This window comes from Facklamia miroungae (assembly GCF_012396555.1).
Lineage (GTDB): Bacteria > Bacillota > Bacilli > Lactobacillales > Aerococcaceae > Facklamia > Facklamia miroungae.
The window spans coordinates 317864-332244 of the sequence record NZ_JAAXPS010000001.1 but is presented as its reverse complement, the minus strand read 5'-3'; the positions used below and the strand labels follow the sequence as shown (position 1 = coordinate 332244).

The 14381-nt window shown below is 38.4% G+C and carries 10 protein-coding genes; all 10 read left to right on the top strand.

The genetic code is table 11. The annotated features are described in order from the left end of the window. The first annotated feature begins 204 nt into the window (after positions 1 to 204). The 10 genes from HF969_RS01620 (at position 205) to rny (ending at position 14260) form a co-directional block, all read left to right on the top strand. Positions 205 to 1989, top strand: coding sequence for an oligopeptide ABC transporter substrate-binding protein (locus HF969_RS01620; protein ID WP_090289024.1), 1785 nt, complete (start codon positions 205 to 207; stop codon positions 1987 to 1989). Positions 1990 to 2148: 159 nt separating this feature from the next. Further along, entirely contained in the window at positions 2149 to 2844 is a 696-nt protein-coding gene (gene rnc, locus HF969_RS01615) for a ribonuclease III (protein ID WP_090289023.1), read from the top strand. A 4-nt stretch (positions 2845 to 2848) separates the two neighbouring features. Then, positions 2849 to 6409, top strand: a complete 3561-nt coding sequence (gene smc, locus HF969_RS01610; protein ID WP_090289022.1) for a chromosome segregation protein SMC — start codon at positions 2849 to 2851, stop codon at positions 6407 to 6409. 11 nt (positions 6410 to 6420) lie between these two features. Continuing rightward, positions 6421 to 7230 carry a Cof-type HAD-IIB family hydrolase gene (locus HF969_RS01605; RefSeq protein WP_090289021.1) on the top strand — a complete coding sequence of 270 codons (810 nt, stop codon included), beginning with the start codon at positions 6421 to 6423 and terminating at the stop codon, positions 7228 to 7230. Positions 7231 to 7245: 15 nt separating this feature from the next. After that, complete coding sequence (ftsY, locus tag HF969_RS01600) at positions 7246 to 8265, top strand: signal recognition particle-docking protein FtsY (RefSeq protein WP_090289020.1); 1020 nt, start codon at positions 7246 to 7248, stop codon at positions 8263 to 8265. 88 nt (positions 8266 to 8353) lie between these two features. After that, on the top strand, positions 8354 to 9358 hold the full coding sequence (locus tag HF969_RS01595; protein ID WP_090289019.1) for a helix-turn-helix domain-containing protein: 1005 nt from the start codon (positions 8354 to 8356) through the stop codon (positions 9356 to 9358). 3 nt (positions 9359 to 9361) lie between these two features. After that, a complete protein-coding gene (gene pgsA, locus HF969_RS01590) occupies positions 9362 to 9943 on the top strand; it encodes a CDP-diacylglycerol--glycerol-3-phosphate 3-phosphatidyltransferase (protein ID WP_090289018.1) in 582 nt (193 codons plus the stop codon). Between the two features lie 102 nt (positions 9944 to 10045). Then, positions 10046 to 11320: a competence/damage-inducible protein A gene (locus HF969_RS01585; RefSeq protein WP_090289017.1), complete on the top strand. Its 1275-nt coding sequence runs from the start codon at positions 10046 to 10048 to the stop codon at positions 11318 to 11320. A 46-nt stretch (positions 11321 to 11366) separates the two neighbouring features. Then, positions 11367 to 12428 carry a recombinase RecA gene (gene recA, locus HF969_RS01580; RefSeq protein ID WP_090289016.1) on the top strand — a complete coding sequence of 354 codons (1062 nt, stop codon included), beginning with the start codon at positions 11367 to 11369 and terminating at the stop codon, positions 12426 to 12428. A 269-nt stretch (positions 12429 to 12697) separates the two neighbouring features. Further along, entirely contained in the window at positions 12698 to 14260 is a 1563-nt protein-coding gene (gene rny / locus HF969_RS01575) for a ribonuclease Y (RefSeq protein WP_090289015.1), read from the top strand. The last annotated feature ends 121 nt before the right edge of the window (positions 14261 to 14381 follow it).

Here is a 14381-nt window from a genome sequence, read left to right as displayed (position 1 = left end):
ATCTCATTCAAATTTAATTTGGAATCCTTTTTTTAAACAAGCGAGCTTTTTTCCACTTTTGAAAAGTGTTTTCATAGTGTTAGAACAGACCTAGTAGTATGAAATTAGAAATAGGAAAACAAATTAAAAAAAAATGAGAAAAAGACTTGCTTTATAGTTATAATTTATATATGATAGGATTATCACATTTAAAGGAGGCTTAGTATGAGAAAATCATTAGAAAAAAATCTTATACAGTTTATGACAACAATGACAATCAGTTCCTTGGTATTGAGTACCGCACCGATGGTGCATGCTGAGGAAACAGATGGAGAAGGAGCCCCCTCGATTGATATCCCAACCTCTGTGGAGCATGAGGGTGAAGTCATGGAGGGTGGAACACTTAAGATAGCTTATGTTTCGGATACCGCATTTGCAGGTGTCTTCAATAATATGTTCTACACCGGTCAACCGGATGCTGTTGTGATTGAGAAATTTAACCCTGGACTTTATGGGTTTGATAATAACTTTAAAATCGATGACTCTGGTTTTGCCAAAGTTGAGATGGATATTGAAAACAAGCAAGTTACAATCACCATTCCGGAAGGTGTAAAATGGGACGATGGTGAACCTATTACGATTGATGACGTTATTTTTCCTTATTATGTAGTAGGTCATCCTGATTATACCGGCATTCGTTACGGTAGCGACTTTGAGAATGTGGTGGGAATGGCAGAATATCACAGTGGAGAAGCAGAAGAAATTTCAGGTCTCGAGCGTGTAGATGATTACACTTTAAAAGTCACTTATCTTTCTTTCCCTAATTCGATGGTTCAAGCTGGTGGCGGAATTTCTTCTTATATTGAGCCTGAACATGTCTTTGAAGGAATTGAAGTAGCAGACATGGAAGATTCAGCACCGGTTCGAGAAAAACCAGTTGGTTTTGGACCGTTCAAGGTTGATTCAATGACTCCTGGAGAGGCAGTCACTTATACAGCTAATGAGAATTATTATAAGGGTCGTCCTAATTTAGACGGAATGACGATTAACGTCATTAACCCTAACTCAATCATAGCTGAGATGAAGGCAGGGAATTTTGATATTGCTTCCTTACCAACTGATAAGTACGATACCTTTAAAGATGCAACAAACTTCACGAATATCGGTTATGAAATGAATGTTTATACCTATATTGGTTTCAAAATGGGTAAATGGAATGAAGAAGAAGAGAAAAATGAGTTTAATCCTGACTTAGTGACTTCGAATAAGGCGCTTCGTCAAGCGATGGCTTATGCAATGGATAATAATTCAGTTGGTTCAGAGTTTTACCAAGGTTTACGTCGTGCTGCAGACTCAATGATAACGCCAAACTTTGTAGAGTACTTAAATCCCGACGTTAAGGCCTATGAATATAATCCTGAAAAAGCCAAGGAAATTTTGGCAGAAGCAGGCTTTAAAGATGTGGATGGTGATGGTCTAGTCGAAGATCCTAATGGCGAGAAGTTCACCCTAAACTTTGCTTCCATGTCAGGTGGCGAAACAGCTGCTCCATTGGCTCAGTACTATGTACAAGCATGGAACGCAGTCGGCATTCCTGTACAGCTATTAGATGGACAACTACTAGAATTTAATTCCTTCTATGAACGCATTAAGAAGGATGATCCAGAAATCCATGTTTTCCAAGCAGCGTTTGGTACCGGTGGCGACCCAAATCCAAATAGCGCATTTGGTGAAAGAGCGCAGTTCAACTACAGTCGTTATGTTTCTGAAGAAAACAGTAAATTATTAGCAGATATTGAATCAGATGAATCCTTTGATGATGCGTATCGTCAAAAAGCCTTCTATGCTTGGCAAGAATTCATGCACGAAGAAGTTCCGGTTATTCCAACCCTTTGGAGATATGAGTTAACAGCTGTTAACAAACGTGTTTCAAATTGGGATGTTGAAATCGGTGCAGATCTTGACTGGAGTAAAGTGGGTGTTACAGCTGAAAGTCCAATTGCTGAGTAATCCATTCTTTTTATAAAGTTAGTTTTAAGACCAAGTGCTTAGCACCTGGTCTTTTTTAAAATTTTGACTTTATTCAAACTCTTTTTCAAGTGAGATTAGTCTTTGTGTAATAAGTCGATCTTTGGTAAAATCGATGTATATTTGATAGGAGTCGAGACCATGCAGTCATTAATTAATCATATTCAAAATCAGTTAAATATTACCGTTACTAACCAGAAGATGATTCAGCAAGCCTTCTTTCACCGTTCGTATATAAATGAACAAGGTGAAGACTTAATTCATTCAAACGAACGTTTAGAATTTTTAGGGGATGCCGTACTTGAGATTCTGGTTAGTCAATTTTTGTATGAGGAATATCCTAACAAGCCAGAAGGCGATTTATCAAAGATGAGGGCCCAATTAGTTAGGGAACCAAGTCTGGCTTATTTAGCTAGACAAGTTGATTTTCCTAAATATGTGCAATTAGGTAAGGGAGAAAAACATTCAGGCGGCAGTCAAAGAGATTCGATCTTGGCAGATACCTTTGAAGCCTTTTTAGGAGCGGTCTATTTGGATGCCGGCATGGAGATGGTAAAAAGCTTTTTGACCACGGTTTTGTTTGACCACCATCAAGCTATCTTAACATTGACAGTACAGGATTATAAAACAAAATTTCAAGAATTAGTTCAAGTCAAAGGAACCGTTAAGATAGAATACCGTCTTTTATCCACCGAAGGGCCATCGCATGCCCAAACCTTTACGATAGGTCTCTATTTAGATGACCAATTGATAGCAAAAGCAAGTGGGAAAAGTAAGAAAGAAGCTGAGATGAAAGCCGCTGAGAAAGCCATTCACCACCTTCAAAAAGGAGTGTAGCTATTTGTATTTAGAAAAAATCGAAATGACTGGCTTCAAATCCTTTGCCGACAAGACGGTAATTAATTTTGATCAGGGAATGACAGCTGTGGTTGGTCCTAATGGTTCAGGTAAATCCAATCTTTCTGAGGCGATTCGTTGGGTTCTGGGTGAACAATCAGCTAAGTCATTGCGGGGGAATAAGATGGAGGATGTTATCTTCAACGGATCATTAGACCGCAAGCCAGTGAATATTGCTAAAGTATCTTTAATCCTGAATAACGAAGACCGTTATATTGATATGGACCATAAAACGATTACCATCACCCGCCAGTATAATCGTAATGGAGAAAGTCAATTTTTTATCAACCAAAAGGCCGTTCGGTTAAAAGATATTACTGATTTATTATTAGATACTGGCTTAGGTAAAAATTCTTTTGCCATGATTTCCCAAGGCAAGGTTGAGTCGATTTTCTTGAGTAAGCCTGAAGAAAGACGAGGGATCTTTGAAGAAGCAGCGGGTGTCCAAAAATATCAACACCGTAAAAATGAAGCACAAAGAAAGCTCACTCGGTCACAAGATCATTTAAACCGAGTACGTGATATTTTATATGAGTTAAAAAATCAACTCCAGCCTCTCAAGGAACAAAGAGAAAAAGCGCTCACTTATCAATCTAAAGCAAACCAATTGAAAGAAGAAGAAATTTCCTTGTATACCTTTCAAATTGAGGACCACAAAGCGAGATGGCAAAAGGCTAAAGACCAGTATCAGGACTTATCTCAAACACTTGAGAAAGTTAAAAGTAACCAGAAAAGTTTCTCACAGTCGATCTATACCAAACAAAATCAGCTTGATGAAATCAATCAAAAAATCGATTTTAATGAGTTGGAAAGTCGAAAACTGATCCAAAAAATTGAAAGATTTAAAGGTCAAATCGAAATTTTTCAGCAAAAAACCGATTATGCTAATCAATCGAGTCAAGAGCGAAAATTAAACCAAGAGCGTCATCAAAACCAGCTGGTCAACCATCACAATCAACAAGCTGAACTAAAGCAGAAGTTGGCTTCACTGCAAGATGAAATTCAAGTCGATCAAAAAAGTATTCAATCGCTCACTCAAAAACTCAGTGATTTTCAGACCTATCAAAACGAAGACCTCGATCAGTTAAGAGGCCAATTAATCGATTATTACCGGCAAGAGTCATCCTTGAAAAACCGCCTGCACCAATCCAATAAAATCAATCAACAATATGACCAACGTAAGGCGAGTTATCAAGAACAAATTGCTAATATTCAAGCGCAAATTGAAGCACTTAACGATCAAGCCAGCTCCTTTCAAGCTCAAAGTGAGCAACTCACAGTCGAGATAGACAAGATCAAAGAAGAAGGACAAAAAGCGCATCAAGCCTTTGATCAGGCCCAAGCAGAGCGCGACCAAATTCGATCTGAAATTTATCAAGCCGAGCATCACATTCAGATGCTCGAATCTAAGCAAACCAGCTTACTTCAAATGCAGTCGGATTATGTCGGCTATTATCAAGGAGTAAGAGCGGTTATGAACCACCGAGATCAGATTCAAGGCATCATTGGGACGGTGGCCGAATTGATCCAAGTGGAAAAAAGATATCAGACCGCAATTGATATTGCCTTAGGTGCAAGTATGCAAAACATTGTAGTGGTAGATGATCATGCGGCTAAAACGGCCATCCGCTTTCTGAAAGAAGAAAAAGCTGGCCGCGCAACCTTTCTACCCAGAACTAATATGAAAGGAAGATCTCTGAAAGCTCATCAGCAAGATCTAGTCGCACAGGCTAGAGGTGTAATTGGCCTAGCTAGTCAGTTAGTGACCTATGATGCTATCAATCAAGCAGTCATTGAGCAATTACTAGCAACGACCATCATTGTCGATAGTCTTGAAAACGCTCAATCACTTGCTAAAGGTAGTCATCAGCAGTTGAAGATCGTGACTTTAGAGGGTGAATTGATTTTACCAGGGGGTTCCGTTACTGGGGGTAGAGATAAGCAGAAATCAAATTCAGTAATTGGCCGCTCGCAAGAATTGAAAAATATAGAACAAGAACTTGATCAATTAAAACTGTCCCATCAAAAGCGCCTTTCAGCCTTTGAAACCAGTAAACAAACTGTTGTTAACTGCCAAACACACTATCAAAAAGTTTTAGCTGATCACCAAAAATACAGTCAAGACCAGCAAAGACTCATTAATCTTTATGATGGAATAAAGACCCAGTTAGACCAGAAACAAAATCATTTATTGTTGTTGAATGATGAACTTAAACAAATGACGGTCGAAGTGGATGCTTCTAAACAAGATTATCAATTAGCCGATCAAGAATTAGAGGCATTAAAAAATAAGATTGAAGAAGTAAATCAAGCCATCCAAGCAATGCAGTTATCCCAGTCTGAAAAACAAGTAAAGATTAATCAACTTCAAGAGACCTTAAATGAAAGTAAGACACATCTAGCCATTCTGCAAATGGAAGTAAAGCAAAAGCAAGAAAGTTTACAAAATGAAGAAAGGCAAGCTCAACATTTGCAAGAACAAATCAACGCTAGTCAACAATTGCAAGCAACTGGTCACGATGAAGTTCAGGATTTAAAAGCAAAAATTGCTCAATTTATTAAAGATCTAGATCAAGCCGAGCAGGAATTGATCGAATATAATGAAGCATTAGATCATTTGCGTAAAGAGCGTCAAGAGTTGAATGAAAGTCTCAGAAGCAATCAACTAAAACTAAAAGAGATTGAAGACCACTTGCAACAACAATACCAAGCTGAAGCCAAGTGCCAGGCTCAGATTGAAAAATTTGAAGAGCAAATGGACCAAGACTTACTCTATTTAAATGAGACCTATGCCTTGTCCTATGAAGCATCGACTCAACTTGCTAAACCTGTTCAATCGCTGGCTAAGGTCAAAGAAATCGTCAAAAAATTACGCAAGGAAATCGATCAATTGGGTCCGATTAACTTAGCCGCTATTGATGATTACGAGGAATTGAATGAGCGGTATCAACTCTTGGATGAGCAAGAAAATGACTTATTGACCGCAATGGATCAATTAAATAATACAATTGAGGAAATGGATTCAGAAGTGGCTCATCGTTTTAAAGAGGCCTTTGAAGCTATTAATGACCAATTCCAAAAAACGTTTCATCGTTTATTTGGTGGAGGGAAAGCAAAATTAGAACTAACCGATCCCAGTGATTTACTCACCACCGGGGTAGATATTATTGCTCAACCGCCTGGTAAACGTAAGCAAAATTTAGCATTACTCTCAGGTGGCGAAAGAGCTTTGACTGCTATTGCCTTATTATTTGCCATTTTGGAAACGAAGACCGTACCATTTGTTGTCTTAGACGAAGTCGAGGCAGCACTTGACGATGCCAATGTTTACCGCTATGGTGAATACATTCAAAACTTTACTCAAGAAACACAATTTATTGTCATAACCCACCGTAAAGGCACTATGGAATATGCCGATGTTTTATATGGGGTTACAATGGAACAAACGGGTATTTCTAAATTAGCAGCGGTAAGAATGAATGACTTTGTAGCTTTAGAGAAATAGGAGTAGATGAAATGATTCGATTAATAGCCATCGATCTCGATGGGACCTTATTAAATAGTCACAAAGAAGTCTCTAGTAAAAATCTTCAGGCCCTACATTTTGCCCAAGACCAAGGTATAAAAGTGGTCATATGTACGGGCAGACCCTATTCGACCATGCACCACCTAATTGATAAGATAGGTTTAACCAGTAAAGATGATTACTTAATTCTATATAATGGTGCTTTTGTTCAACGCATTTATGATGGGAAAGTAATGGTTAAGGAAGAATTGACCATGCGTGATTTACAAAGCTGGTATCCAGAACTAACGCGGTTAAACTTACCCTTAAACGTCTTAGATCAAACCTTCGTTTATGAACCCTTGGCATATCCGCCAGGTTATGAAAGTTTTTACGTTGGTCAAGTAACGACCGCACCAAATCAAAAAAAGGATTTCAAAAGTTTTGGAGCCGATCAGCGCTTTATGAAATTTGTTGTAACCATTAATGAAGATCACCTATCTCATCAGATTCCCTATCTGAATCAAGACTTGGTCAAACAATACACCCTTTCAAGGTCCCATCCTTTTCAATTAGAGATTATGAAAGCTGGCGTTAGTAAGGGCAGAGCCCTAAAACTTTTAGCTGACCAGTTAACGATTGATTCTTCTGATATAATGGCTATAGGAGATCAAATGAACGATGAAGATATGATTCAATATGCAGGTATGGGCATTGTCATGGCAAATGGAGCTGACCAGCTGAAGGAAATGGCAGACTTTTTGACCTTATCCAATGACCAAGATGGTGTAGCCCATGCCATCTATCAGTTTATAAAATAGAACGGAGGAAGACTTGTGGGATTATTTGATCGCATTAAACGTGCTTTTACCGGTGAAGATAAAGTCGTAAAAGAGGAAATCTTAGACCAGGAAGAACAAATAGTTTTTGAAAAATATGAAAAGGGAATGGAAAAAACACGTAAATCATTCTCTGATCGCATCAGTGACTTGTTTACTTCTTGGCGAGAGTTAGATGATGAATTCTTTGATGATTTGGAAGAAATTTTAATTTCAGCCGATGTAGGGTTTAAAATGACCTTAGCCTTAACAGATGCTATTCGCGATGCAGTCGAAGCCCAAAATGTTCATCGTCCTGAAGATGTTAAGCGCGTAATGTTAGAAGAAATGGTTGCTATCTATGAAAAAGACCAACCGGTAAATCCTGACTTGATTGAAAATCCCGATGGGCCAACAGTGGTTTTATTTGTCGGGGTCAACGGCGTAGGAAAAACAACTTCAGTTGGAAAAATCGGCTATAATTTAAAACAATCGGGTCATAAGGTCTTAATGGCTGCAGCGGATACTTTCCGTGCTGGAGCGGTCGAGCAGTTAAATGTTTGGGGTGAACGTTTAGGCATACCCGTTGTGACAGGTGCCGACCAAGGTGACCCCGCTTCAGTCGTCTTTGATGCTGTCAAAAAAGCCAATGCAGAAGGCTATGACTATTTATTGGTTGATACAGCAGGACGTTTACAAACAAAAGCTAATTTAATGGCAGAGCTAGCCAAAATGAAGCGCATCATCGAAAGAGAAAACCCCAATGGTGTTCAAGAAGTTCTTTTGGTATTAGACGCGACGACGGGCCAAAATGCTTTAATTCAAGCTAAACAATTTAATGAAGCTACTGAAATCAGTGGTTTAGTCCTTACTAAACTCGATGGAACTGCAAAAGGGGGCGTTATTCTTTCTATTCGCCACGAATTAGATATTCCGGTTAAGTTTATCGGCTTAGGTGAACAAGCCAGTGACTTACAAGCCTTTGATGCTGAAAAATATATGTACACTCTGATACGAGACCTGCTTGAAAAAGAATAAATGACCACCTGGGAGGATGAATTCATCCTCCCATGGATTTTTTAACTGTGCTATAATATGAATGACATGGATAAAAGGAGTCATACAAATGAGTGAATTAGGATCAAGATTACGTGAAGCACGTGTAAATAAAGGGTACACTCTCAATACCCTCCAACAAATGACAAAAATTCAGAAAAAATATTTACAAGCTATTGAAGAAGGTCAACTGGAAGAGTTACCAGGCACTTTTTATGCTCGGGCTTTTGTCAAGCAATATGCTGATATGGTCGGTCTCGATGGGGATACTCTATTAAGAGAATATGAATCTGAGTTAGAAGTAAAAAATACATCTGAAACGATCCATAGAGAAGAAACGGAAGAGATGCCAAGTCGATTGAAAACATACCATTTAAATGGAGAAAACAATCAGCTTGAAAAAATGCTTTCCTACCTGCCGATGGCTATTTTATCAGTTATTATTATTTGTATTATTTTCATTTTAATTTTTGCAATGCGCCAAATTTCAATGCAAGATAAACAAGAAACCCTTTCAGATCAATCAGATTCGAATGTGGTCGAAGTTGTCAAGCCTTCAGCAACTCCAGTGGGAGATTCGACAGAAGAAGTAGCCTCTACACAAAAGGTCAATAACAAAAAAGACCTAGCGGATAACCAACTTTTAGTAGGTAAAGAAGTAATTACTGACATTTCGCAACCGGGTGAAATTAAAACTTACCAATTAGAAGGGCCAATTGAAAATTATCAATTTGGTGCAGAAGGTAAAGCTTTTGTTTGGCTAGGTGTCTATGAAGATAATAATATGGTTTTAGACCAAACAATTAACAAAGATGAAAAGATCGAACATCAAGCTAAAGACACGACTCAAAGTGTACGATTAGAATTGGGGTATCCGGAAGGCGCTCAATTTATGGTGAATGGTAAAGTCGTTGAAGCCGATCCGAGTGTTCCAAGTGTGATTGTTTTTAAAATTAAGGATCAGGAAGCTACTAGTAGTGAAGAAATAGCTATTGAAGAGCTTACTGAAAGCAATGAAGAGACTAGTTTTCAAGGACCTGCGGTCTTAGACCCTAATTATTCATCAGGAGAGTAAATAATGAATATTGCCAATCGCTTAACTGTATTTCGTATCTTTTTAATACCTTTGTTTGTTTGTCTATTGTCTATTCCACTAGACTGGGGCCAACTCAACCTATTAGGAAGTTCTATTTCTAACCATTTTTTCTTAGCAGGTTTAATATTTGCTATTGCTTCTTTTACCGATTATTTAGACGGGTACTTAGCACGAAAGTTAAACTTAGTGACATCTTTTGGCATCTTTGCAGACCCTATGGCAGATAAGCTATTAGTGATAGCCGCTATGATCTTATTAGTGGAACATCAATATATCCCGGCCTGGATGGTAATTATTATTGTCAGTCGTGAGTTATTAGTGACGGGTTTAAGGGTCCTACTCGCTCAATCGAACGGTAAAGTAATGGCAGCAGCTTGGCCTGGAAAGATTAAGACCTTCAGCCAAATGTTTGCAATTTTATTCTACCTGTGGAATAATCTGGGCTTTGCTTGGTTGCCTTTCTCACTGGCCAATGTTTTAATGTGGATTGCTTTATTCTTTACGATTTATTCTGGGGTGGAATATTTCTATCAAGCCAGACACCTTTTTACGGACTTTAAGTAACATTGACAACTATTAACAAGTCATCAAATTTGATGGCTTTTTTTTTAGGAAATAAAGCACCTTTAAGACTTTTTATTTGTAGTTAAGAATGGAGAGAGAAAATTGAAATTAGAAATTATTACCGTTGGAACCGAATTAGTCATGGGACATACCATCAACACTAATGCAGCTCTCTTGGCTAAATCTTTTCGTACGATCGGTATTGGTTCGACTTATCAGCAGGTGGTGGATGATGATTTTGATCGAATTGAAGAAGCAATTAAAATGGCTTCCAAGCGGTCAAACCTAATTGTGTTAGCAGGAGGAATTGGACCGACTCATGATGATCTAACTAAAGAAGTTTTGGCACACTTTCTAGGTCAAGACCTCGTTATAGATTCAAAACAATGGGACTATATCCAAACCTATTTTAAAAAACAAAATCGTTCTATTTCGTCCTTGGACTACAAGCAAGCTTTAACATTTCAAGAAGGGCTATGCTTTCATACGGAGGATGGTTTAGCATGTGGCAGTTTATACCATGATCCAGTATTAAATAGCTATTATGTTTGTTTACCAGGACCCCCAAGTGAGTTGAAAGCCATGCTAGAGAAAAAAGTCCTACCTTATTTTGCTAAACAATTACAGCATAGGACTTCCATTGAATCACTTTATTTAAATTTTTATGGAATTGGAGAATCAGAGGTAGCCACAATCCTTACACCACTTATTCAAGATCCAAATAGTCCCCTTATTGAAATATATGCCAAACCTCGCCATATTCAAGTAGGAATTAGTGAAAAGGGGCTTGATCCAGCGATCAAAGACCAGGTTCTTGAAACCACAGCTGATCAGATCATTTCCCAATTAAAAGACTATTATATGGGTCAGGGTAAAGACCATTCGATCCAAGCTTATCTCATTGATCAAATGAAAAAAATGAAATTAACCTTATCTTGTGCTGAGAGTCTGACAGGTGGCCAGCTTTCGGCTAGCTTAACAAGTATTCCTGGAGCCTCAGCAGTTGTAAAAGGTAGTTTTGTTGTCTATCAACCGCAAGCCAAGGTAGACCTGTTGGGAATTGACCCCCAATTAATTGATAGGTATTCAGTTTATAGTGAGCAATGTGCTTGTGCAATGGCTAATCAGTGCTTAAGATTAAGTGGTACGGATCTAGCGATTGCCTTAACTGGCGTAGCAGGTCCAGGACCAGACCAAGGTCATCCAGTTGGCGAAGTTTATCTTGCCTGTGCTAGCAACCGTGGGACAACTGAATGGGTTAAAGTTATGATTCCTGATCGTGGTCGTGATTATGTCCGTGATTTAGCCACCCAGCATGCTTTCGAATTAATTAAAAAAACAATCGAACAAAAGTTCGCAAAATACTTGAGTTTATAGTGGGAAATTGTTAAGATAAGATCACCTTGATGAACGGAGGAATAATATGGTAGATACAAATAGACAAAAAGCTTTAGACCAAGCCCTTAAAAATATTGAAAAAAGTTACGGAAAAGGTGCGATTATGCGTTTGGGAGATCGGACTAGTGTAGAAATTGATACAGTCCCTTCAGGCTCCTTGGCCTTAGATGTGGCCCTTGGGATTGGTGGTTATCCAAGAGGAAGGGTGATTGAATGCTATGGTCCCGAATCCTCAGGTAAAACGACTGTTGCCTTACATGCCATTGCCTCTGTCCAAAAGAAGGGTGGCTTAGCAGCTTTTATTGATGCTGAGCATGCTCTTGATCCAAAGTATGCCGAAAAATTAGGCGTTGATATCAATGAATTATTGCTATCCCAACCGGATACAGGTGAACAAGCACTTGAGATTGCCGATGCGCTAGTTTCGTCTGGTGCAGTCGATATTGTCGTGATCGATTCGGTGGCAGCGCTGGTACCCAGAGCTGAGATTGAAGGCGAAATGGGGGATTCCCATATCGGCTTGCAAGCACGTTTGATGTCACAAGCTATGCGTAAGTTGTCTGGATCGATTAATAAGACCAATACCATCGCTTTCTTTATCAATCAAATTCGTGAAAAAGTAGGCGTCATGTTTGGTAACCCGGAAGTTACGCCTGGCGGTCGTGCCTTAAAGTTCTACGCTTCGATTCGTTTGGAAGTAAGAAGAACGGAAAGCCTTAAACAAGGTGGCGATGTCTATGGTAATCGTACCCGAATTAAAGTTGTTAAAAATAAGATGGCTCCTCCTTTTAAAGAAGCGATGGTAGATATTGTTTATGGATATGGTATTTCACAAATTGGTGAATTGGTAGATATGGCTTCTGAACTTGATATTATCAATAAGGCTGGTTCATGGTATTCTTACAAAGATGAACGTATTGGCCAAGGACGTGAAAGTGCTAAGCAGTTCCTTGAAGATAATCCACAAATATTTGAAGAGATCGACCAACAAGTAAGACAACACTATCAAATTGGTGGCGAATCGATTGTTACTTCTGAAGAAGCTGACGAAGAAGCCATTGAATTAATTAAAGAAATCGATAAATAAGTCGTTCGAATGCAGGGGTATTTAATTAATCTTGACTACAAATTATTTGCCTAATAGATGATAAGAGAATATGAGGACCCAGCTAGAATGAGTGGGTCTTCATTTTTGTTTTAAAATACTTCGAATGAACCCCAAAACAAAACCAAATATTCTTCTGAATCATTTGACTCTTGGTTTAATAAAAAGTATCATAAAGGTTGTGGAAAGCCACAATTAATTTTTATACACTATTAATTAATAAAAACTAAATAGATACGGAGGTGACTCTTATGGAAAATTTGATTCCACTCGCCTTCGCTATCGTTACTTTAATTGCTGGTTTTGTTATTGGTTATATCGTTAAACAAAAATCAGACGAAAAAAATATTGCTGGTGCAAAAGCAAATGCTGAAGCAATTATTGATGATGCGATTAATCAAGCCCAAACTTTAAAACGCGAAGCGCTTTTTGAAGCGAAGGAAGAAAATATCAAATACCGTAATGAGATTGAAAACGAACTAAAAGAGCGTCGTCAAGAAGCGACAAAATTTGAAAATCGTTTAATTCAAAAAGAAGAAAACCTGGACAAGAAAAGTAATACTTTAGATAATCGTGAGTCATTATTAGAAAATAAAGAAGCTGATTATTTAAAACGTAAAGAAGAATTAGCTGAGAAAGAAAATGAAATTGAGCAACTAACTATACAAGGTAAAGAAGAATTAGAAAGAATCGCCATGATGTCACGTGATGATGCTAAAAACATCATCTTGAAAGAGACGGAAGAGACACTTTCAAATGAGATTGCGATCATGATTCGTGATGCCGATCAAAAAGCGAAAGAAGAAGCTGACCGCAATGCCAAAGGAATTATTCTTCAAGCGATTCAACGTTCAGCCACTGATATAGTGAGCGATAATTCTGTGACAGTTGTTCATTTACCGAACGATGATATGAAGGGACGTATTATTGGTCGTGAAGGGCGGAATATCCGCACACTAGAAAGTCTAACCGGTATCGATTTAATTGTTGATGATACACCTGAAACAGTCGTTTTAAGTGGATTTGATCCGATCCGTCGTGAAATCGCTAAGATTGCCCTTGAAAAATTAATTCAAGATGGGCGTATTCATCCTGCCAGAATTGAAGAAATGGTAGAGCGAGCACGTAAGGAGATGGATGAACGAATTAGAGAAGTAGGAGAAGAAGCCGTATTTGATGTTGGCATTCACTCCATACATCCTGATTTGATCAAGATTATTGGGCGCCTCGCTTATCGAACTTCTTATGGTCAAAATGTTCTAAAACATTCGATTGAAGTAGCTAAACTAGCAGGTGTCATGGCTGGTGAATTGAATGAAGACATTGTGTTGGCAAAAAGAGCAGGATTACTTCATGATATTGGTAAAGCCCTTGATCAAGAGATCGAAGGATCTCACGTTGAAATTGGAGCAGAAATTGCTATTCGCTATAAAGAAAATGAGACAGTCATTAATGCGATAGCCTCCCATCACGGTGATACTAAAGCAACCTCTGTCATTTCAGAGTTAGTCGCTGCAGCCGATGCCTTATCCGCTGCTCGACCAGGCGCACGAAGTGAATCCTTAGAAAATTACATTCGTCGCTTGAAGCAATTGGAAGAAATTGCCAATGAAAACGAAGGGGTTACCCAATCTTATGCTATTCAAGCTGGTCGCGAAATCCGAGTGATCGTTGCACCAGATAAGATTAATGATGCTAAAGCAGCAGCTCTAGCTAGAAGTGTTAAGAAACGCATCGAAAATGAAATGAAATATCCAGGTAATATTAAAGTAACGGTTATACGCGAAATTCGAGCCGTAGAGTATGCAAAATAAAGCGAAAGCACAACCCCTTTTGGAGTTGTGCTTTTTATATCATGATAATTATCTAAAGGTTTGCTAAAATAGAGTTAGCAGAAAAATTTCCAAAATAAAGCTATGGAAGATGATAAATACG

What these genes read in the sequence shown, in the direction of transcription:
- HF969_RS01620 (WP_090289024.1), top strand. Translation starts at nt 205, where the DNA reads ATGAGAAAATCATTAGAAAAAAATCTTATACAGTTTATGACAACAATG.
- rnc (WP_090289023.1), top strand. Translation starts at nt 2,149, where the DNA reads ATGCAGTCATTAATTAATCATATTCAAAATCAGTTAAATATTACCGTT.
- HF969_RS01605 (WP_090289021.1), top strand. Translation starts at nt 6,421, where the DNA reads ATGATTCGATTAATAGCCATCGATCTCGATGGGACCTTATTAAATAGT.
- HF969_RS01595 (WP_090289019.1), top strand. Translation starts at nt 8,354, where the DNA reads ATGAGTGAATTAGGATCAAGATTACGTGAAGCACGTGTAAATAAAGGG.
- pgsA (WP_090289018.1), top strand. Translation starts at nt 9,362, where the DNA reads ATGAATATTGCCAATCGCTTAACTGTATTTCGTATCTTTTTAATACCT.
- recA (WP_090289016.1), top strand. Translation starts at nt 11,367, where the DNA reads ATGGTAGATACAAATAGACAAAAAGCTTTAGACCAAGCCCTTAAAAAT.
- rny (WP_090289015.1), top strand. Translation starts at nt 12,698, where the DNA reads ATGGAAAATTTGATTCCACTCGCCTTCGCTATCGTTACTTTAATTGCT.